The sequence below is a fragment of the Empedobacter sedimenti genome, from assembly GCF_030005555.1.
GTDB classification, from domain to species: Bacteria; Bacteroidota; Bacteroidia; order Flavobacteriales; family Weeksellaceae; genus Empedobacter; species Empedobacter sedimenti.
This window is the reverse complement of the sequence record NZ_JASCQG010000010.1, coordinates 73,152-95,321: the sequence shown is the minus strand read 5'-3', so window position 1 is coordinate 95,321 and position 22,170 is coordinate 73,152. Positions and strand designations below refer to the sequence as shown.

Annotated in this window: 20 protein-coding genes; 7 read left to right on the top strand and 13 right to left on the bottom strand. The window is 30.8% G+C overall.

Annotation, left to right across the window (positions count from 1 at the left end; genetic code table 11):
- Position 1 precedes the first annotated feature (1 nt).
- Genes asnB through QHG34_RS10660 form a run of 3 tightly spaced genes read left to right on the top strand, consistent with a single transcriptional unit; the run spans position 2 to position 4,234 of the window.
- Entirely contained in the window at positions 2 to 1,870 is a 1,869-nt protein-coding gene (asnB, locus tag QHG34_RS10670) for an asparagine synthase (glutamine-hydrolyzing) (RefSeq protein ID WP_282630178.1), read from the top strand.
- Complete coding sequence (locus tag QHG34_RS10665; RefSeq protein WP_282630177.1) at positions 1,860 to 2,987, top strand: glycosyltransferase; 1,128 nt, start codon at positions 1,860 to 1,862, stop codon at positions 2,985 to 2,987. Before asnB ends, QHG34_RS10665 begins: the two co-directional genes overlap by 11 nt.
- Positions 2,984 to 4,234 carry an MATE family efflux transporter gene (locus QHG34_RS10660; protein WP_282630176.1) on the top strand — a complete coding sequence of 417 codons (1,251 nt, stop codon included), beginning with the start codon at positions 2,984 to 2,986 and terminating at the stop codon, positions 4,232 to 4,234. The genes QHG34_RS10665 and QHG34_RS10660 overlap by 4 nt, the downstream gene beginning before the upstream one ends.
- Here QHG34_RS10660 and QHG34_RS10655 read toward each other — a convergent pair.
- The 7 genes from QHG34_RS10655 to QHG34_RS10625 all read right to left on the bottom strand — a co-directional run bounded on the left by QHG34_RS10655 (position 4,217) and on the right by QHG34_RS10625 (position 10,461).
- Positions 4,217 to 4,999: a hypothetical protein gene (locus QHG34_RS10655; protein WP_282630175.1), complete on the bottom strand. Its 783-nt coding sequence runs from the start codon at positions 4,997 to 4,999 to the stop codon at positions 4,217 to 4,219. The two genes, QHG34_RS10660 and QHG34_RS10655, sit on opposite strands and share 18 nt — an antisense overlap.
- Positions 5,000 to 5,094: 95 nt before the next feature.
- A complete protein-coding gene (locus QHG34_RS10650) occupies positions 5,095 to 6,324 on the bottom strand; it encodes a polysaccharide deacetylase family protein (RefSeq protein ID WP_282630174.1) in 1,230 nt (409 codons plus the stop codon).
- Positions 6,325 to 6,351: 27 nt separating this feature from the next.
- Complete coding sequence (gene radC / locus QHG34_RS10645) at positions 6,352 to 7,053, bottom strand: RadC family protein (protein WP_282630236.1); 702 nt, start codon at positions 7,051 to 7,053, stop codon at positions 6,352 to 6,354.
- Positions 7,031 to 7,495, bottom strand: a complete 465-nt coding sequence (locus QHG34_RS10640) for a hypothetical protein (RefSeq protein ID WP_282630173.1) — start codon at positions 7,493 to 7,495, stop codon at positions 7,031 to 7,033. The genes radC and QHG34_RS10640 overlap by 23 nt, the downstream gene beginning before the upstream one ends.
- A gap of 78 nt (positions 7,496 to 7,573) precedes the next feature.
- A complete protein-coding gene (locus QHG34_RS10635; protein ID WP_282630172.1) occupies positions 7,574 to 9,256 on the bottom strand; it encodes a glutamine--tRNA ligase/YqeY domain fusion protein in 1,683 nt (560 codons plus the stop codon).
- Between the two features lie 128 nt (positions 9,257 to 9,384).
- On the bottom strand, positions 9,385 to 9,909 hold the full coding sequence (gene rimM, locus QHG34_RS10630; protein ID WP_282630171.1) for a ribosome maturation factor RimM: 525 nt from the start codon (positions 9,907 to 9,909) through the stop codon (positions 9,385 to 9,387).
- 24 nt (positions 9,910 to 9,933) lie between these two features.
- Positions 9,934 to 10,461 (bottom strand): 30S ribosomal protein S16, encoded by a 528-nt coding sequence (locus QHG34_RS10625; RefSeq protein ID WP_282630169.1) that lies wholly within the window; start codon positions 10,459 to 10,461, stop codon positions 9,934 to 9,936.
- A 158-nt stretch (positions 10,462 to 10,619) separates the two neighbouring features.
- Here QHG34_RS10625 and QHG34_RS10620 point away from each other — a divergent pair, with 158 nt between their 5' ends.
- Genes QHG34_RS10620 through QHG34_RS10605 form a run of 4 tightly spaced genes read left to right on the top strand, consistent with a single transcriptional unit; the run spans position 10,620 to position 15,306 of the window.
- Positions 10,620 to 11,219 (top strand): HD domain-containing protein, encoded by a 600-nt coding sequence (locus QHG34_RS10620; protein WP_282630168.1) that lies wholly within the window; start codon positions 10,620 to 10,622, stop codon positions 11,217 to 11,219.
- A gap of 2 nt (positions 11,220 to 11,221) precedes the next feature.
- On the top strand, positions 11,222 to 12,058 hold the full coding sequence (locus QHG34_RS10615; RefSeq protein WP_282630167.1) for a hypothetical protein: 837 nt from the start codon (positions 11,222 to 11,224) through the stop codon (positions 12,056 to 12,058).
- Between the two features lie 49 nt (positions 12,059 to 12,107).
- Complete coding sequence (locus QHG34_RS10610) at positions 12,108 to 13,727, top strand: S41 family peptidase (RefSeq protein WP_282630166.1); 1,620 nt, start codon at positions 12,108 to 12,110, stop codon at positions 13,725 to 13,727.
- Positions 13,728 to 13,731: 4 nt separating this feature from the next.
- Complete coding sequence (locus QHG34_RS10605) at positions 13,732 to 15,306, top strand: S41 family peptidase (protein WP_282630165.1); 1,575 nt, start codon at positions 13,732 to 13,734, stop codon at positions 15,304 to 15,306.
- A 128-nt stretch (positions 15,307 to 15,434) separates the two neighbouring features.
- Here the strand turns inward: QHG34_RS10605 and QHG34_RS10600 are convergent, their stop codons facing one another.
- From QHG34_RS10600 to QHG34_RS10575, 6 genes are all read right to left on the bottom strand, one after another.
- On the bottom strand, positions 15,435 to 16,046 hold the full coding sequence (locus QHG34_RS10600) for a class I SAM-dependent methyltransferase (RefSeq protein WP_282630164.1): 612 nt from the start codon (positions 16,044 to 16,046) through the stop codon (positions 15,435 to 15,437).
- A 55-nt stretch (positions 16,047 to 16,101) separates the two neighbouring features.
- Complete coding sequence (locus QHG34_RS10595) at positions 16,102 to 16,899, bottom strand: alpha/beta hydrolase (RefSeq protein WP_282630163.1); 798 nt, start codon at positions 16,897 to 16,899, stop codon at positions 16,102 to 16,104.
- Positions 16,900 to 16,931: 32 nt separating this feature from the next.
- Positions 16,932 to 17,879, bottom strand: coding sequence for an FAD:protein FMN transferase (locus QHG34_RS10590; RefSeq protein WP_282630162.1), 948 nt, complete (start codon positions 17,877 to 17,879; stop codon positions 16,932 to 16,934).
- 90 nt (positions 17,880 to 17,969) lie between these two features.
- Positions 17,970 to 20,159, bottom strand: a complete 2,190-nt coding sequence (locus tag QHG34_RS10585; protein WP_282630161.1) for a PepSY domain-containing protein — start codon at positions 20,157 to 20,159, stop codon at positions 17,970 to 17,972.
- A 3-nt stretch (positions 20,160 to 20,162) separates the two neighbouring features.
- On the bottom strand, positions 20,163 to 20,606 hold the full coding sequence (locus QHG34_RS10580; protein ID WP_407080911.1) for a DUF2271 domain-containing protein: 444 nt from the start codon (positions 20,604 to 20,606) through the stop codon (positions 20,163 to 20,165).
- A 56-nt stretch (positions 20,607 to 20,662) separates the two neighbouring features.
- Positions 20,663 to 22,126, bottom strand: a complete 1,464-nt coding sequence (locus QHG34_RS10575) for an ankyrin repeat domain-containing protein (protein ID WP_282630159.1) — start codon at positions 22,124 to 22,126, stop codon at positions 20,663 to 20,665.
- Positions 22,127 to 22,170: the final 44 nt, after the last annotated feature.

The following is a 22,170-nucleotide window of genomic DNA, read 5'->3' as shown; positions in this document are numbered from 1 at the left end:
AATGTGTGGGATTTCAGGTATTTTTTCAAAAAATAAATTAAGCGACTCTTCGATATTAAATTCTTTGACTTCGATAAAACATCGTGGTCCAAATAATACAATTCATACAAATTTTTTTGATAAACAAATTCATTTCTATTCTAGTCAGTTATCCGACAAACGAACACAATTTGATTTAAGAAATTCAGGCGGAATTCAATCTAATAATTGGGTTGGATTTAATCGTCTTTCTGTTATTGATTTATCAAATAATGGAATGCAACCATTGTATGATGACGAATTGAAAGTATCTTTTTTGATGAACGGAGAAATCTATAATTTTCGCGAATTAAAAGAAGAATTTCTACAAGATGTAACGCTTTTTTCTAACTCTGATTCGGAGGTTATTTTTCAACTTTATATCAAATTAGGCGAAGATTTTGTGCATCATCTACGTGGTATGTTTACGATTGTAATTGTTGATTATCAAAAAAATGAGGTAAATATTTGGCGAGATCGTTTTGGTATTAAGCCATTTTATTATTTTGTTGATGAGGATAATTTTGTCTTTTCGTCTGAAATTGAAGGGATTTTTGCTACAGATTTAGTCCAAAAAGAAATTGATTTTAAACATTTGGCTTATACTTATTATCTAAATTCAAGTTTTGCGCCGAATACAATATACCGCAACATATTTTCTTTAGAAGCTGCTACAAAACTGAAAGTTGATTTAAATTCTTTCAAAGTTGAAAAGAAAATTTACTGGCAATTAGATTATCAACCAACTAATCAACAAATTTCTTCAGAAGAATTTCTTGAAGATGTAAAACAATTAGCCAAATTATCTTCTATTGCAGATGTAAAACAAGCGGTAATGTTGAGTGGAGGTTTAGACTCGGGATTATTGGCTTATCAATTTACTCAAAATAAAATTGATTTAGATGCTCTTACAATTTATAACAACTCTGTAAATGAGCAAAATGAATTGAAATATGCAGAAAGTAATACTCGTAATTCAAACCTTTCTATTAAAGGGTTTGAGATAGATAACAATGTTAATTTACAAACGATAAGAGAATATTGTTTAGCAGAAGTTGAACCAAATACTTCTCCTGAACCAGCTTATTTTATTTCGAAAAAAGCGAAAGAAAATAATTATACAGTTTTACATAATGCGCTTGGTTTGGACGAATTATTTTACGGGTATTCATATTATGTTAAAGCAAAGAAAATACAGAAATTGCCAAGTTTCATCTGGAAGTTTGGTGGTTATTTTTTGAAAGGTTCAAAAAAGAGAAAGCATGATGAGATTTCAAAATTAGGATTAGAATCAACACCATTTGTGATGCGAAGTATTGCTTCTTGGGATGAAATTCAGAAACTATTCAAACAATATGGAAGCGAAAATTGGGAGCATCCTATTTCAGTTCTGTTGAAACAAGTTAAAACGCTTAATCAAAGTTTTGATCAAATGCCTCTGTTAAAAAAGATTTCTTACTTGGATTTTTATTATTATATCAGTTCTCATCATTCTTTGCGATCAGATGTACCTTCGATGAAGAATGAAATTGAGATGCGTTTCCCATACTTGGATCATCTTTTTGTTCAAAAATATTTTAATCAATCCAATTTAGATGACAGATTAACTTTAGATCATAATAAACCATTTTTGAGAAAGTCAGTCCAAAATATTCTACCAAAAGATGTTTTATCAATGCCTAAAAAAGGTTTTTCGATGCCAACTTCAAAATGGTTAGAAAATGTTAATTTAGAGCAAAATTTTCCAGAATTATCGTCTATTTTCGATCAAAATGTGATGAAATGGGCTGATAATCCTGAAAAAAAGTGGTTGTTAATTTCAACTGTTTCTATCATTAATAATGACAAATAAACTGAATATATTATTTTTAGCAAGTTGGTTTCCTTCGAAAAAAAATGCTTTTGATGGCGATTTTATCGAGCGTCATGTTAAAGCTGTTGCATTGCAACACTTTGTTACAGTTGTTTATGTTGAAAGTTTGGATGGAATTCTGCAAATTGAAGAAGAGCTAGAAGAATTAGAAAATCTTACTATCATTCGTATTTATTTCCCGAAAAAAACTAGAATTTATAATCAACTTACTAAGTTTCGTTTGTATCTCAAAGAGATTAAAAAACTAAGTAAAATCGATTTGATTCACGTTAATGTTACTTATCCAGTGGGTTTGATAGCGTTATATTTTAAATTGAGATATAAAATTTCGTATGTTATTACAGAACATTGGACTGGATATTTACCAATTGATCCGACTCAGATTTCTTTTTTCAGAAAATTTTTGACAAAAAATATTGTCAAAAATGCTTCATTTTTATTACCTGTTTCAGAGAATTTAGGAAAAGCTATGAATAGTTTAGGTTTAAATTGTAAAACCGTAATAATTAGAAATGTAATTGATTTTGATGTTTTTAGATTTCAGAATTTAAGAAAAAATAATGTCGTTAAGTTTTTACACATCTCTAATTTATCTGAGCAAAAAAATGTAAAAGGAATACTTTCTGTAGCTGATAAACTTTGGAAACAAGGTTTTGATTTTGAATTGCATATAGGAGGGAATGGTGATTTGAAAAATCTTCTTCATTTTAAAAATGAATCAAGTTTTTCAGATAAATTAATTGTTTTTGGAGAATTATCTCAACAACAAGTTTCAGAAAAAATGAATCAATCTGATTGTTTTATTTTATTTAGTTTATTTGAGAATCAACCTTGTGTACAAATCGAATCTTTTGCATCTGGTTTGCCTGTTATAGCAACAGAAGTAGGAGGGATAACAGAAGTTTTTCCAGAAGGTTTTGGTCAAATTATTTCTCCAAATAATGAGGAAGAATTACTTGTTTCGATGAAAAATTTTATTGAAAACAAGCTAATTCTAAAATCGAGATCTGAGATCAATCAATTCGCTCAAGATAACTTTTCAATGCAAAAAATTGCTCAACAATTTAATGAAGTTTATTCGAAGGTTTTAGAATGAAAGATTTAATCAAATTTATACAATCGTTCTTACAAAATAACGGCTTCTACGTTTTTTTATCTTTCATTATCGAAAAGTTGGTGATGTTAATCAATACCATTTTTATTGTGAAGATGATTCCGCAAGATGAGTTTGGTCGTATAACATTAATAGCTTCAGTTATTGCATTTATTGCGCCTTGGAACGGATTAGGTTCTTTACAAGTTTTGATGAAGTTTGGTGCAAGTGAAGAAAATGAATTAAAACGTAGAGATTTAAGTCGAAAATTATTTCGTAATGGAGTAATTAATCAACTGATTTTATGCGTTATTTTTATTGTAATTGCGAATTTTTATGCCTTAAAATTTGATCATTTATTGTGGATTATTCTCTTATTCTCAATACGACTTTTTGGTATGTTTTTGCAATCTCATCTTACAATTGATTATCGTATAAATGGTTTCAATAAGAAATTTGCAACATTAAATATGTTCATCAATTGTTTAGGATTGGTCTTCACTTTTTTCTTAACCATCAATTTTGGTGCAATTGGTTACATGATTTCATTAGCAATAGCACCATTTATTAGTTTATTTTTCTTTTCTAAGTCTATTTTACAACAATCTATAAGTGATTTGAGTGAAATGAATTGGAAAACGATGTGGAAGTATGGTAGAATGGAGTCTTTAGCTTATTTTGCTTCCGAATTATTGTTTTCGATTGATATTGCGATGATTGCAATTTTTATGGCTGATAAGGACATTGCAATGTATAAAGTTGCGATTATTCTACCAATGAATTTATTGTTTTTGCCAACGATATTATTCCAAACAGATTTTCCTCGAATCATACAAAATAGTCAGAACAAGGATTTTCTAAAATTTTACATCAAAAATTATTATAAACTGTTTATTCCACTCGGAATTGTAATTCTGTTCGGTAGTTATTTTTTAAGTGATCGGTTGATCGAACTATTTTTTAATAAAACCTATTTAGCAGGTGATACTGTGTTTTTCATCGCAACGATTGCTGTTGTTTTAGCAATGTTGTTTAGAGTGCTTTATCTTAACTTGTTTAGTGCTATTGGTTTGTTTAATTATAATGTAAGAGTTTCGATTATTTCAATTATAACGCTAATTATTGCAGATTTAGTTTTGATCCCTTTTTATGGAGTAGAAGGAGCGGCACTTGGTTTTCTTATTATGTTTATTGTTTCGGGATTTTATGCTACTTATTTGTTTAAGAGCTACTTAAAAGAATTGAAATAGTTTACTTTTATATAAACAATAATGCTTTATTTCGGCTGCAAAACTTCTATTAAACTCTTGAACACCTTTTAAACTAGAACCTTCAAAGTCAAAAATATACTGATTGTCAGAATAATATTCAATTATTTTATAAATCAGAAAAGCAAAACCACCTTTCGTTTCGATGTTTTTATTTCGTGCAGAACTTAATAAAATGACTCTTTTATTAGTTTTTAAAAGTAGTGCAGAACATAAAATTTTATCATCTTTTGTCTTCAAATAAAATTGTGTAAGATGACTAAAAATAGTTTCATTAGTTAAGAAATTTTTAAAATAATTTAAATCTAGACTTTGTGTAAAATGATGATTTGATTGCTGTATTTCGATGAATTTATTAATGTTAGTTTCTTGCGTAATTTTATATTTTTCTATGTTATTTCTTTTAAAATCTTTTTTTCTATCTTTAAAAGTATTTTCAAATATTACATCAAAAGGTTGCGAAATATCTAGAATCTGATTAACTCGTTTCTCTCCCTTCGGCTCAAACATCTCTGTATTTTCTTCATTAAAAGTATAAGCTCTCACTAAATTTCGATGTAGTTTTTTCTCAAAAAGTTGAAAAGTTTCTTTTGAAAAATTTTCTTGATGAAAAATACCCAATTGTTGGCAATATATAGGTTGTGTGATAAATTTTATACCTAATTTCTTTGTGTATGGCAAGGGCATTATTGCTTCATAGTCATTCAAAATATAACAATCCCAATTATTTTCAACTAAAGAATCCAAGTAAAAAACTTCTGCATAAATGCGGTAATTCACCGACTTGTTGAGGCATTCGGTGTATTTATTAACATCTAAATTTTTTCGAGAAACTCTTTTTATCATTCAAAAATGCTTTCGTAAACTTTTCGCCATTCAGCCCAATCTTCGTTCAAATTTGATTGATGGAACAATGTTATAAACGTTCCGTTTACAGCTTTAATTGTTTGTTTCAATCGTTTTATTTCTTCTAAAGCTTGTTGTGGTGTTAATTTTAAATAATTTTTCAATGTAACATCCATCACAACAAAAGGATATATTGTTAACAATGTTTGTTGATTTGTTGATAAGTCAAACCATTTGTATGGAGTAGACGTTCCTGCTCTAAAGCCTAACTGATGTGGAAATCCCATTGTATAGTCTTCCGAAATTTTGTTTATTAACAATTGTTGATAAGTATGAGGAAAGCTTAATTTTATGAAATGTTGACGCGATTTTTTTGTTGATTGATTGATGATTTTTTCTAATCGATTAATTTCAGTTGTTAATTTATTTCCTTCAATATTAGATTGATAAGAAGGGTGAATTCCAATTTTTGCCCAAGTAGAAACATTGTTTATTAAATCTTTTTGAGCATTATTTTTCCAATGATGATTTTTATCGAAAGTAGAATAATCACCCAATAACCAAAAGAAAATTGTTTTTATTTGATGTTTTTCAGCTAAATCTTTCAAATAATCAAATGTATCATAAGGGTCTTTTTCTAGCTTATTTAAAACTTTGATTTGCTGTTTTGCTTCCGAAAAATTTCCTTTAATAATTTTCTTAAAAAGTGAACCAAATTTCACTTTAGGTGAATGATGAAGATATTTCCATGCATAATCTACATCGTGAGTATTAATTTGTTTGTAAACTCTCTGTTTGAAATAAATTTCAGGAAATTTAGACTTTATCTTTTTTTCAATTTCAATACAAATTTCATCTACAATTGGTTTTGAATAATCTAAATTCGAACCTAAAAAACGATTATGTTGATCAAATTGTTCTGGTTTTGCAATGTATTCTTCATAACGAGTAAGCCAATAAAAACATTTACCAAATTCATTTAAAATTGAATAATCAACATCTTTTTGAATACTTGTTTCTAATAAAATATCATCAATTTTATAATTGATTTCATTTTCTAAAAATTGATTTGAAAAGTTGATTTTTGGTAAAATTGATTGTGAAAATTCATCAAAATCTGTAGTCGTTTTGTAGTCAATTCCAGAAAAATCATGAAAAATAAAATCGAAAATATATTCAATCCGATTCGTTATTTTTTCTGTAAATAGGATAATTTTTTGACTCAAAACAGTTTTCAATAAAGCTTAAAGATATCAAATTAGACCATCATCCGCAAACGAATAAAAATCTTTTTGAGAAACGATAATATGATCTAACACCTGTATATCTAAGAGTGTAGCTCCTTCTTTTATCTTTCGTGTGATATGTGTGTCAGCCTGGCTTGGAGTTAGATTTCCTGAAGGATGATTATGGGAAAGAATCATTGCGGTAGCCATTAACTCTAGCGCACGTTTAAAAATTACCCGAACATCAACAGCTGTTTGTGTGATTCCTCCACGAGAAATTTGTTCAGTTTTGATAATTCGATTTCCTTGATTAAGAAACATTACCCAAAATTCTTCATTTGGTAAATCACCAATTTGTTGTTGTAAAATGATCGCTGCATCTTTGCTTGATGCGATTTTTTCACGTTCCAAAACTTCTTGCGAATTTCTTCTTCTTCCAATTTCCATTGCTGTAATAATTGAAATGGCTTTTGCTTCTCCAACTCCTTTGAATTTGCTTAAATCTACAATTGAATATTTTGCTAACTCATTCCAATTATTATTTGCAGAATTTAAGATTCGTTTAGCTAATTCAACAGCCGACTCATCACGATTTCCGCTTCCCATAATAATGGCTAACAACTCAGCATCAGAAAGAGATGAACGTCCTTTTAACGCAAGTTTTTCACGTGGGCGATCATCTTCATTCCAGTTTTTTATTGAATTTTTATTCTCTAAGTAATCCGTCATCATTTTTGCCAATTTTTATATAATTGTAATAAAATCCATCATACATTTCCTCACTTATTCCCAGTTTGTCTTTATCTAAATGATAACTTTTACCCATTTCTGTATGACCATTTGTAAAAATCATTGGCACAAGTTCGGTTTTATGAATACTTTTTCCTTTTCCTAAAGTGTAAGATGTTTTAGTCGTTATTTTACCATTGATGATTGTAATTAATTCTGTCGGAGTAAATTCAATTACAATAATTTGTCCAATTGGTGGATCTTGCTCACGACCTACAAATCCGCCAGAAAGTTTAATCAATTTCCATCTTCCAATGAGTGTAGATTCTTGTGGTTTTTCAGTAGAATCATTCGTTTTTTCCTGTGTCGTAATTTTTGTGGATTGGCAACTTGATAAAGTAATAAAAGCAGTAAATATGATGTAAGAGATTTTATTTTTCATGTTCGAAAATTTAGATTAAATATAATAAAAAAGCTCGAACAAATTTGTTCGAGCTTGATATATAATGAAATAGAATTTTTATTTATTGACTTTTGCCCAAGTATCTTTAAGTGTAACTGTTCTGTTGAAAATTAATTTTTCTGTAGAAGAATCACGATCTAAAGCAAAATATCCAATACGTTGAAATTGAAATTTATCCTCAACTTTAGCTTCTTTCAAAGCAGGTTCTGCAAAACCTTCTTTTATGGTTAAAGAGTTTGGATTGACAAATTGTAAAAAGTCAACATCTTTCTCTGCATCTGGAGATTCCACTGTAAATAAACGATCGTATTCGCGCACTTCGATAGCAATATTTTCTGTTGCAGAAACCCAATGTAATGTACCTTTTACTTTACGTTTAGAAGCTTCAGTTCCGCTTCCAGACTTCGTTTCAGGATCGTAAGTCGCATAAATAGTTGTGATATTTCCTTCAGCATCTTTTTCTACTCTTTCCGCTTTGATAAAATACGCACCTTTCAGACGAACTTCGTTTCCTAATGATAAACGGAAGAATTTTTTAGGCGCTTCTTCCATAAAATCTTCACGTTCAATATAGATTTCACGTGTAAAAGGAACGATACGTGTTCCAGCAGTTTCATCTTCCGGATTATTCTCAATTTCTAATTCCTCCACTTGTCCTTCTGGATAATTTTCGATGATCACTTTTACAGGATCAATCACAGCAAAAACGCGGGGTGCAATTTTATTTAAATGATCACGAACAGAAAACTCTAACAACGAAATATCTAATACATTATCACGTTTTGCAACACCAGCTGTATTCCAAAAATTCTTGATAGATTCTGGCGTATAACCACGGCGACGCAAACCAGAAATTGTAGGCATACGTGGATCATCCCAACCTGTTACAACTCCTTCCTGAACCAATTTCATCAACTTACGTTTACTTGTAATCATGTACGAAACATTACCACGGGCAAATTCGCGTTGTTTTGGCTTTTGAGGTTGATTTGGTAATTCAACATTGTTCGCATACCATTCGTATAAATCGCGGTGATTTTTGAATTCTAACGAACACAATGAGTGAGAAATTCCTTCGATATAATCAGATTCTCCATGCGTCCAATCGTACATTGGGTACATTTTCCATGTATCCCCAGTGCGGTGATGAGGACGTTTCAAAATACGATACATAACAGGGTCGCGCATGTTCATATTAGGAGAAGTCATGTCAATTTTTGCACGTAAAACGTGAGTTCCTTCTTCAAATTCTCCTGCTTTCATACGCTCGAAGATTTCTAAATTTTCTTCAACAGAGCGTGTTCTGAAAGGAGATTCGATTCCAGGTTCAAAAGGAGTTTTACGTTGTTCATTAATTACTTCCGAAGATTGGTCGTCGATGTACGCTTTTCCTTCTTTAATTAATTGAACAGCCCAATCGTAAAGCTGCTGGAAATAATCAGAAGCATAGCGTTCTTCAGCCCACTCGAAACCTAACCATTTCACATCTTCGCGGATAGAATCTACGAATTCTTGCTCTTCTTTGTCAGGATTAGTGTCATCAAAACGTAAGTTTACAGGTGCATTGTAACGCTGTCCTAAACCGAAGTTTAAGCAGATCGCTTTTGCATGCCCGATATGCAAATAACCATTTGGTTCTGGTGGGAAACGAAAACGTAAATTTTCTTTTGACATCCCGTTGGCTAAATCATCTTCAATGATTTGCTCAATAAAATTCAATGATTTTTTTTCTTCTTCCATTTTTTATTACGATTGAGTTTGCAAAGGTACGAAATTGACAATAAATATAATGTCGAAAATTTCGGATTTTACTATTAGAAAGATTCAATCAAAAAATAGAAGTAAATAAATGATTTGTAAGGGTTAAATTACCCCAAATAAATTTCTAACAGTCCGTCAGGAATTTGGATAAGCATTGCTTTTTCTTCGCGATTAACTTCAAGAATCCATTCGTCGATCATCGGAATTAAGATTTCTTTTCCATTGGCATCAACTTCGAAATAAGCTTGTGCTGCAGAATCATTAACAGATTTTATTGTTCCAACTTCTGTATTTGATTGGTCATAAATAGTGAAACCAACAATTTCGTGGTAATAAAAATCTGTTCCAGTAAGTTCTGGTAATGATTTTAGGGGTAAATAAAGTTCTCGATTGATTAATTTATCGACGTCTTCGTCTTCAACATCTTCAAACTTTACTAATAATTTTGTGCCTTGATAAGACTGAGAAGTTTCGAAAAAAAATGGAATCAGTGTACCATCTTGCTCGATGTACACTGCTTCCAAAGTATCGTATAATTCTGGTTCGTCTGTATCCAAGTGAATGATTAAATTACCTTTGAAACCATGTCTCTTAGTAACTTTACCTAAATAGTAGCAATCATTTTTTGTCATTTGGAACGTCTCTGAACTTAAAAATTATTCTTCTGTAGCAACTTCTTCAGTTGTACCTTCTGCTTCTTCAGCAGGAGTTTCTTCAACTTGTGCAGCAGCTTCAGCTTCCTGAGCAGCTTTTACACGAGCTTCGTTAACAGCTTTTTCAGCTTCTAATGCAGCAGCTTTAGCCGCAGCAGCACCTGAAGTTAAACCGTCTTTTTTAGCTTGTACTTTTGCATCTTTAGCTTCTAACCAAGCTGCGAAACGTTTGTCAGCTTCTTCTTGAGAAAACGCACCTTTAGCAACACCTCCTAATAAGTGTTTTTTCATAAAAGCACCTTTGTAAGATAATAAAGCTTTAGCTGTGTTTGTAGGTTCAGCACCAGTTTGTAACCATTTTACAGCAGAATCAACGTTTAATTCTACAGTTGCAGGGTTAGTAATTGGGTTGTAAGTACCTAATTTTTCGATGAAACGACCATCACGTTTTGCTCTTGAGTCAGCAACTACGATGTGAAAGAATGGTTTTCCTTTACGACCATGTCTTTGTAATCTAATTTTTGTAGCCATAGTATAACTAATTATTTTGGGAACTCGTCCCGTTTTACAAATTTGAGGTGCAAAGATAAGAAATTTTTATCAAAAAATTATTTTAATATGATTAATCAATAAAATATTCAGTTGATTTGAATTACTTGATGTATTTTTAAATCCAAATTATATAGAAAATGAACAAATCTGAAATCTTAGAATTAACCAAAAATCATATAAAAAAAACCTTTTTAGACGAAGGAACTGGGCACGATTATTTTCATATTGAACGTGTTGTAACGAATGCAAAAAAAATTCTTGAAACAGAAAATGCAGATCCATTTTTGGTCGAATTAGCCGCTTGGACACATGATATTGGTGATTATAAATTGCATGGAGGAGTTGATAAATCAGAAGAGTTAATTAGAGCATTTTTAGAATCAGTTCTTGTCGAAGAAGAAACGATAAAAAAAGTATTAGAAATTGTTTCGCAAGTATCGTTTAGTAAAGGAAACCAACCAACAACAATTGAGGCTGAAATTGTACAAGATGCTGATCGTTTGGATGCGATTGGAGCTGTTGGTATAGCGCGTTGTTTTGCTTACGGAGGAAGTGTCGGAAGTATTTTATATAATCCTTATGATAATTCGAAAGATGCATCAAGCGTGCAACATTTTTACGATAAATTATTTAAATTGAAAGATTTGATGAATACTAAAACGGCTAAGGAAATAGCTTTACGTCGACATGAATATATGGAGCAGTTTATAGAAGAATTTTATAACGAAGTAAAATAGAAATGAAACATATTTTAAACGCTTTAGTTATCTTTTTTGCGCTAAATATTGCTTGTGGTCAGGAGACTTTCCAGTTTAATGTGAAACTTCAACCAGGATCTTCATATAAGACTAATTTTGAAATGAAGCTTGGGATGAAAATGCAAGTTGATAGCGAAACAGAAAAGAGTTTAGGTAAAAACAATGTCGAAACGAATATGTTGATGAGTTTCGAAACCTTGACAAAAACACAAGAAGTAAGTAAAGAAGGAAAACTACCTTTTGAGATTTCTTATACAGATCTTGATACGAAAATGTCTGTGAATGGAAATGAAATTCCTAATATTACAGAAAGCATAAAAAGTGAGATTTTAGGTTTGAAACTAAAAGGAATTGAAACTGATAGAGGCAGAGAATATTCATATCAAGGGGAGTCTGAGAAGATGAAAGAAAGCTATGAAAGCATGATGAATACAATGTCTTTGTTAACTTTTTATCCAAAAGAGGTATTTAAAGTAGGAGATTCAAAAGAGGTTTTAGTTCCATTTAATATGCCACTTCAACAAGGAATGAAAATGGAAATGAATGTAAAAGCGACTTATACTTTGACGAAATTAGACTCGGAGAAGGCTTATTTTGATGTTAAAATGACTTCTGAAGGCAATATTAATCCTTCGGATCAACTTAAAATTCATATTGATCAATATCAGCTATCAGGAAAGTTAACAATTAACCGAAAAGATCAGAATATTAATGATTCAGAATTCTCTGGACCAATGAATATGATGATGGATATGGATACTGCAAAAATCAAAATGATGTCAGAAAATAATTATAAAACTAAATCAATAAAATTATAGAAAGCTGTAACTTTTTACCTATTCAATCGTCTACATATAAACCTTATTTATGAATAAATTTTTTACATTTTTATCACTTATTTTTTTGAGTTCTTGCGTTTCTGTTCAGAAATATAATGCACACATAGATAAGAAAATTGATGTTAAAGAGTTGCATCAAGATATCGACTATACAAAAGATAAATTATTGACGAGACATGTTGATATCGATATGTATTATTCGAAAGAAGTTATAGCAAACCGATTTGATAGTTTTAGAAATACGGTTCAACAACCAATGTTACCCAATGATTTTTCGAGAGAATTGTCAAAAGTAATTGCAAGTTTGGGACATGGGCATACCGTTTTGTCTTATTTACAAAAAAAATCGACTAAGGAAGAAAAGAAAAAGTTCAAAAAGTCAAAATCACCTTTTAGCTTGGTTGATTTAAAATCATATGATGGACGACTTTATTTAGATAAAAATAGATCAAAAGACACGACATTAGTTCAGAATGGAGAAGTTTTAGCAATTGACGGAATTTCTTTCAAAGATTATTACAAAGAAAATGCAAGAATTAGAAAAGGCGATGGTTTTATCAAAACTTTTGATAGTTACGCATTGGGAAGTTATTATACAGCTTTTGTTCGCAATACGATTGGTTTAACAGACTCGATTGAATTGACAATGGTCAAAAACGATTCGATTTTTACCCAAACGATTAAGCGAGAATACACAAAGAAAGTAGATAAAAAACAGTCTGAAGTGAAAAAAGATTCTACAAAAATTGTAAAGAAACATGTAGAGCCAAAGAAAAAATTAACAAAAGAAGAGAAAAAAATAGCGAAGGAAAGGAGAGAACATGATGTTTTAGTCAAAAAATACTTTGCTTATAATAAATCAAAGAAAAACTATCTTAGAGAGTTGAAGTTCCCGAATTCAGAAGATTCAACTACAGCAGTTCTTCAAATAAAAACGTTTTCTGTTTCGCACGGAAAAAAAGCCTATCCTTTTATTTTTGATTCGATTAAAAAACGTAATATTCACAACTTAGTTTTAGACTTACGCGATAATACAGGTGGTTATGTATCTGATATTAATTATTTGTACTCGTTTCTTACTTCTCGAAATGAGAAACAAATGGTTACTTCTGACGACGTAAAAGTGAGTTCTAAATATACGATGGTCAATAAATATTTCAGAAAGCCAAATGTAATTGGATATACTGTAGGTTTACCTTTTGTGTTGTATGGTTCGGTTAAATCGTTGTTTAATATTCATAAGAAAGATGATAATTATTATTTAGATGTAAAGAAAAAGAAAGCGATGTTAAATCAGCAAAACAAATATGATGGAAATCTATATGTTTTAACAAATGGTTTGACATATTCAGCCTCAAGTATTATTTCGGCATCATTGCAAAACGAAGGAAAAGCAATTTTTGTAGGCGAAGAGACAGGAGGCGATTACAATGGAACAGTGGCAGGACAATTTATAGATTTTAAATTACCAAATTCTAAAGTAAGATTAAACATGGGAATCATGACTTATAAACCTAATAATGGTAGAACATTAAAGGGAAGAGGTGTAATTCCTGCGGTTCCTATTAATCGATCTTTTGAGGATTTAGTCAATAAAAAAGATCCGCAGTTAGATTGGATTTTGAACGATATTAAAACAAAAAAATAGTGAAATGAAGTTGAAATCTTTCTTATGTTATCTCTTCCTTTTATTGATTTGTAGTTGTACCTCTGTCCAAAAGTATAACGCACAAATTGATGAAGAAATTTCGGTAGATAAGTTAAAGAAAGATGTCAATTTTGTTCAAAAAAAACTGAAAAGATATCATCCAAAGTTAGATTGGTATATCTCAAAACAAGAGATTGATTTTAAATTTGATAGTTTCAAGAAGTCGATTAATAAAGCTCAAAAACCGAATGATTTTTATGTTCAGTTTAGTTCTATTTTCCGAAGTTTAGGACATGGTCATACCGATCTTTATCCATTGTTCAAAAAGTTAGACAATAAGCAGAAAAAAAGATACAAAGAGTCAAAATCTGCTTTTTATAATTATGGTTTTTTTGTAGAGAAAGATTCTATTTTTTTGGTCAAAGATTATTCAAAAGAGAACCAAATTAAATCTGGAGCTAAATTGCTTTATATAGATAGTCTATCAACAAGCCAAATATTAAGCAAATACAAAAAAACAATTTACGGAGATGGTTACAATAAAACGTTTGAGAATAACTTATTCAATCGTTCATTTCTCAATTTTGTAACCTTAGAAGAAAATGTAAAAGACTCGGTTTTATTAACGTTCCAAGAGAACGGAAAGTTGGTTACTAAGAAATCTTTTAGAATTTATCCTACACCAAAACCTAAAGTAGTTGAAGCAAAAAAGGATACTGTGACCAAAGTTTCTAAAGTAATAGAACGTCAAGTTAAGATTAAGCAAAAACGCTACGGATACAATAAAACAACACGTAAATACTCTAAAGAACTTATTTTTCCGACGAATGATAGTACCATTGCGTTGCTTAGAGTAAATGATTTTAGAAGAGGAAAGACGAAAGAGCTATATAAAAATGTTTTTTCGGATATCAAAAAACATAAAGTAAAAAACTTAGTTATCGATCTTCGTGATAATGGTGGTGGTTATGTTAACGATGCGCATTATTTGTATTCTTATCTCGTAAAAGATTCTAAGGAATTTATAGGGGATAAAATTGTAGCGTCTAAAACATCCTTCGGTCGATCTATTTTAAAGCTTTCTCCAAAAATATCCTATCCAGTTCTTTGGTTAGTTTCGCTTTACACTTCGCTTGTAACAACTCAAAATAATCAAAATGAATACGAGTTGCATGTTCCTTTTTCGAGAGTGAAGATTGAAGATGATTTAGTATACAACGGAAATTTATATGTCATCATAAATGGAGGTTCTTATTCGGCTTCAAGTCTTATTTCTACTAATTTGCAAGCCAACAAAAGAGCTTTTTTTGTAGGTGAGGAGACTGGTGGAGATTATAACGGAACCGTTGCTGGTTTGATGCCGAAATTTAAGTTACCAAACTCTAAATTAACAATGTCTGTTGGTACGGTTTATCTTTCTCCATTAAAAAAACGACAAGAAATCGGTCGTGGAATTTTTCCGAACAAAGAAATAAAACAAACGCTAAAATCTAAAATTAAAAACCAAGATGTTGAGTTAATTTGGATTCTGAACGATATCAAACAAAATAATTCAGCTTATAAAATGGTATTAGACTAAAAAAATCATCGCTCAAATTTTGGAGATGATTTTTATATTTTGGGCGTTCGGGAGGGCTATTCGTTTCAATCTTTTTTGTAGACGCTGCGTCTACAAAAAAGGATTTTCACTTCTATCCCTAACGCATTTTATTTTTTGTTGAAACTACAAAAAATAAAATTCTGTATCGTATCAAACGGCGTTTTATGATCAATTGTAAAACATTCTATTTTCTCAAAATTAGCATCGAAAGTTGAGGTTAACGAAATTTCATCATTTTGTTTAATTTCTAAACCGCTGCATTTTAATGGTCCATTTGTCGAAAAAGTTCCAATTACCATATTTCCTTTTACAGCTTTTGCAACCAAATCTTGGTATTTTTTGATGTCATTTTCATCCGTCAAAAAATGAAAAACAGCTCTGTCATGCCAAACATCGTATTGTTCTGTAGGTTGAAATTCGGTAATATCAGCTACTATCCAAGTCACATTTTCAGCCTTTTCACCCAAGCGCTTTTTGGTTCTTTCCAACGCATTTGCAGAAATATCCAAAACCGAAATATTTTCGTAACCTTCTTCTAATAAAAAGTCAACCAATTTACTATCTCCACCTCCAATATCGATAATTTTAGCTGTTTTATCTTCTCCAAATGAATGAATAAAATTCAAAGAAGTTTCTGGTTTATTTTGTGTCCAACTTACTTGTTCTGGTGTTTTTACATCGTATATGTGCTCCCAATGAGATTTTTTATTGTCGTTCATGGCTTTTATTTTAACGCAATTTCGAACTTTTATTTAAAATGAAGTGTAACAAAACTTACAATATGGAATCTATTTTCTGTTGTAAATAGTAATTTTTTAAAATTCCATTGTGCCCAATATCTTGAATTTCGGTAAAAGAAATAGTCGGTTTATTTAGTTCCTTAATCAATTTTCGAGAGTTTTCAATCGGAATAACACTATCCTCATTTCCGTGAAAAATATAAATAGGTAAGTTGACGCTTTGTAGATATTTATTTGTTTCGAGTGGATATTTTAAGATAAGTGACGGAACAAATGGAACTTTTGTTTTAGATAATGATTTGAAACTATAATATGGAGAAACTAAAATCAATGTTTTAGGATGATTTTTTGAAGCTAAATATGCAGAAGGTCCAGTTCCAATCGAGTATCCAAGAATAACAATTTGATTTTCTGAATATTTTTTCTTTAAATAATTATATCCAGTTTGTACATCATCTAAAAGTTGTTTTTCATTTTTTAGATCTCCCGTACTTTTTCCAAAACCCGGATAATCTATCATAAAAACATCATAATTGTTATCTAAGAAATATGACGCAACATCACCCCAACCACTTAAATCTCCAGAATTTCCGTGAAGAAAATAAATAACACCTTTTGGTTTTTCAGCATAGAAAAGTAAACCGTTCAGCGTTTCATTATCAGTAGTTTTTAAGTTTATTTCATCAAATTTTGTTTCAAACTCGAAAACATAATTTTGATCTAACTTACTTTGATGAAATATGAGTTTTTCTTGAAAAAAGTAAACTGAAATAACCACAATTAGATATGTAGCAACAAAAAATAATATGGTACGAAGGATAACTTTATTCATTTCATCAACAATTATGATGAATAAAAATAAGCTTATTTCGCAAGATTTTGTTTAATCTTTTTGTAGTTTTTTGAACGAATAATTTTTCCTTTATCTGTAATCAAAAGAGCTGCGTAATCTTTTTGTTGATTTATCAAATTTAATCCTTTTTCTTTTCCTAAAACCATTATAGATGTGCTAAAACCATTGCAGGTTTCTGCGTTAGGACCAATCACCGTAACGCCTGTAAGACCAGTTGCAGGAATCCCAGTTTTAGGATTAATAATATGTGAATAACGAACTCCATCAATCAAAATAAATTTTTCGTAATCGCCAGAAGTCGTTACCGCTGCGTTTTTCATTGAGAGAATATCCAACATTTTATGACGATTAAAAGGGTTTGTAATTCCAATTTTCCACGCTTCTCCATTTGGTTGATTTCCCCAAGTTGTCATATCACCAGAGGCATCAATAATACCAGCATTAATCCCTAAACCTTGCATAAAAGTTCGTGCTTTTTGTGCTGCATAACCTTTACCAATAGAACCAAAACCGATCTTCATTCCAACTTTTTTCAAGAAAATGGTCGAATTTTCTTCATCCAAAATAATGTTTTGATAACCAATTTTTTCGATGGCTTTTGAAATTTCTTCTTGAGTTGGAATTTTTTCCATTGAACCATCAAATTTCCAGATTTTGTCCATTGCCGCAAAGCTAATGTCAAAAGCACCATCTGTTAGTTCCGAAAAATAAATCGCACGTTTTGTTAAGTCAAAAACTTCTCGATCTACTTTTATAGGTTTAATTCCAGCATTTTGATTGACAAGAGAAACTTGCGAAGTTAGTTTCCAATCAGAAATCAAATTCTCGATTCTGATCATTTCATCAATAGCTTTATTGATATTTTTTTCAACAGAAATAGAATCGGTATCAACCAAAGTAATTTTGAATTTACTTCCCATCAAAATTGTATCTCTAACTCCAACCGTTTGAGCATTCATCGGAGTTAGAACATACAATAGTATAAAAGTGAATATATTTTTTAGAATGAATTGCATGTTGGTTTATTCATTTGTTATTGTGAGTAAATTCTAATAACAATCCGTCAAAAATTGTCCGTTTGTTTTGAACTCTTCGAATGATTTCTTCAAATGTTGTTGACAAATTTGTTCCAAAACTTTCTCTACATCATGTTGCATTATTAGAGCGCCACAAATCATAAGAATTCCACCATTTTGTAACGTTTCAGCAAAGAATTTAGCATCGCGATTGACTAAATCCATCACATATTGTTTATTTTCTTCACGAGAAAATGCAATGTGAAATTGGCTCAAATGATTCGTAGAAATTTGTTTAGCAGCAAATTCTTGATAAGATTTTGTTGTTTCATTATCGTGTCTGAAACCGCAATATAAATGTGTTTCAACCTTTTTTGAATTCTCATCAATCATACCAAGAAAAGGCGCAATTCCAGTTCCATTTGCAATCATCACAATTTTCGAAGCTTTTGGAAATCTAAAGGCTTTATTCTTTACAATTCGCGCTTTAATCGTAGAATTTTCAATTAAATTATATAAATATTGAGAACCTAATCCAAACTCATGTAATTTTACAATTAGTTGCAATTTATTATTAACTTTTCCAACCGAATATAAGCGTTCTTTGTGACCACTTTCTGGATAAATTGCCAATAAATCTCCAGATTTGTACTTCTCTTTTACATCAAGAATAACTTTAAATGTTGCATCTTCTTCTGTCACTTTTGTGGTAGAAATTACCTTAACATTTTTTAGTTTTGGTGCTTTTCCAACATACATTGCAGGCGTTGTTGCCAACGGAATATCTGTCGTTTCTTTGTAAGCAATTACCCAATTTGTAAACTCTTCTGGCGATTTATCGTTTATGGTTCTTAATTCAATTAATCGAGTTGCCCATTTTTGGTTATTCAACCATTTATCAACTTTAACTGCGTAACCACAATAATCTGAATACGCACGAGAGCCAAATCCTACAACCGAAAACTTAATCTCTTGTTGTTGAGGAAATTTTTCTAATAAATTTTCGAATTTATTTGCATTCGCTGGTGCATCACCAATTCCGTAAGTTGAGGTAAGAATAATGAGTTGTTTTGCATTTGGATAAATTTCGTATTGATTCATCTGAGTGATGTACGATTTTTTTCCATTTGCTAAAAATTGCTCCTGAATTTTAGAGGCAAAACCTAAAGTTGCTCCATTTTCTGAACCTACTAAAAGTACAATTTCAGCTTCGTTAGCGTTATATTTATTTTTACCAATTTTTGTTCGTGTACGTTTGAAAGTAATGACAAATCCTGACCAAATAAAGAACAAAATATTAAGCGAAGCAATTCCTAAAATAGCTGCCCAAACTACATTGGTACGACCAGTGTGTAAATCAACATTGAATTTTTCTACAATTGCAGAATAAGGATTCATAGATTCCGAAATAATAGCTCCATTTACTTGATTAACCGAAACCGATTTCTTTCTTAAATGAATGATAAATGGCTCAGCTTCATCATCTGGAATAAAAGGAAACTCAATCTTTTCAACACTACTTAATTTCGTGTTTTTGAAGAATTCGATGTCTTTTAAATCTTTTGGAGGCAAATTTTCTTTAGCTTGATGTTCGATTTCTTTTGGCTGACCAATTAATGGTTCTAATCTAGCTAAGAAAATCAACGTTCCTGTTAATGCAACGATTAAGACAGGAATCAATAACCAACGCCCAGTTACAACGTGGAAATATTGAGAAAAAGAATCTTTGTTAACTTTTGTAAAGAAATTTAGAATGCCTTGTTGACGTTTTACGATTAGGATTAATCCGCTTATTGAAATTAACATCAACAAAAAAGAGACAACACCAACAATTGCACGACCAGTTTCTTTTAAGAATAAAGAACGATGTAAGGCTGTTGTCCAATTGATGAAATCACTTTTTGGAACAATTTTTCCAATTTTTTTTCCTGTTGTAGGATCAATATAAGCTTTGATAGGATTTCCATCTTCGTCCATCGCATCAATCGTTACAAAATCGTTGTGATCAACTTTAACTTCTAATATTTCAAAATAATTCTCGCGCAAAGTTGGTAAAACTTGCGCGAGTGTAATATTATCGAAATTTTCTACTTTGTATGCGGGAGATTTCTCATTAATCGCATCTACAGCTAAAATTACTCCTGTTATAGATAGTATTACTAAAAAAGCTGAAGATAAAATTGCGAGACTCAAATGCGCATATCTCCAAATAGATAATGTCATTTTTTACTGAACTTTTATAAAACGTACGGCTTTAATGTATACAGATCCTTTGATACCAGCTTTGTTGTCTAATGCGGCTGAAGTTAACGCGACTTCTGCGTCTTTTGCTACATATTTTTGTGTTTCAACTGCTGATTCGAAACGTAACTTATATCCTTTGTTTAATTTTGCTGTATCAAACTCGATTACACGTGTTGCTCTCGCACCACCTGCTACAGAAGCTCCTGTAATTCCGTTTAATTTTTCTTTCTTTTTACTGTTGAATTTATGCCACTCTTTTAGTGTGTTGTACCACTCGTTGTCTGGTCCTAAAACAGCTAATGTTTTTTCGTATTGTCCTTTTGGATTGATTAATGAAATCACTACATAGGCTTCTTTTCCTGTGTAATTATTCATCTGTATCATTGTTTTGTATTTCGTTGTTTGTGCAAAAGTGGCTGTTGCCATTAAGATTACAACTAATCCAACTATTTTTTTGATTATATTAAATTTCATCTCCTTTATTATTTTAAAAAGTCAATAGACACATTATTTTTCTTTAAAAATTCGTTTTCTCCAGCTAAATCATAAGCTGTTTCTTCAAATTCTGTTTTAATATCTTTTTTCGCTCCAGCAGCAACCAATGTTTTCAAGATAGTATCATCTTTTGCAATCAAAGCTGCTTTGTGTAAAGCTGTATTTCCGTCTTCGTCTTGTGCATTAATATTTACACCTAACTCAACTGCTTTTTTTACCAAATTTACGTTTCCTTTATCAACCGCAATATGTAACAAAGTTGCACCTTTGCTTTGAGTTGCTTTAAAATTAACTTTCGCGTTTGTTAATAAAGTTTGTTTTTCTGCGAATGATTCGTCATTTGGTTTAAAAGAATTGAACCAATAAAAAGCCAAATTATTTCCGTCTTTATCTACAATATCAGCTTTTGCACCTTTCTCTAATAATAAAGCTACGATTTGAGAAGTACCTGAAGCAACTGCTTTAGTTAAAGTAGATTCACTGTTTGTATTTACAGAATTGATATTATTTGCTTTTGATAAAAATGTATTGATTAATTCTATATTTTTTCCACCAGAAGCAATCATTAATGCAGTGTTTCCTTCTTTATCTGCAACTTTAGCGTCAACACCATTTGATAGTATGAAATTGATTGTTTCTGAGTTTCCTCTGCGAGATAAAGCATGTAATAACGTTTGTCCATTCGGATTTAACGCTTTCGGATTTAATTTATATTTTGTAATTAATTCTTGGAAAACTTCTACACCATTTTCTTTTGTTCTCGAACCTTGAGTGGCAAAAAATAAAGCTTGATCTGTAGGTTTTACACCTTTCACAATTAATTTATCTATGATTGTTAAGTTTCCTAATTTGGCAGCGTAGTCTGCAACAGTACGTCCATTAGCATCTTTTTCGCTTAATGATAACCCTTTCGAGATAAAATATTCAGTAACTTTCAAATCGTTATCACCAGCAATCGCTTGCATAATTAAGTTTGCGCCATTTTCTCCTTTTACTTTTGGATTTGCACCAGCTTTAATTAAAGCATCATAAACCGCAATATTTTGATTGCCTGCACTAGCTGCATAAGTAATTACATCATCGCCGTGGCTGTCTTTATAATTAACATCAGAACCTTTGGCTAATAAATAATTTACTAATTCTAAGTTTCCAGCTGCAGCAGCCCATTGAAGATAAATTCTTGAGTGATGCGTTTTCTTGTCAACAGAGTTTCCTTCTTGTTCTATTAAAAATTTAGTCACATTAAAATCTGCTTTATTGTTAATCGCGATAACAACAGGATCGAAGAAACCTCCATTTTGAAATGATGGGCTATTTCCTTTAGAAATTTCAGCTTTTACAGTTTCAATAGTTGGATTGTTTTTCCAGAAACCAGCATCCATTAAGGTATTAGTTTGAGCCTGAATAAATGAAGCGAGTAGAATAGCAACAGAAATGAATAATTTTTTCATATGAATAGAATATATTGTAATGATTATTTAGACTAATTTTAATT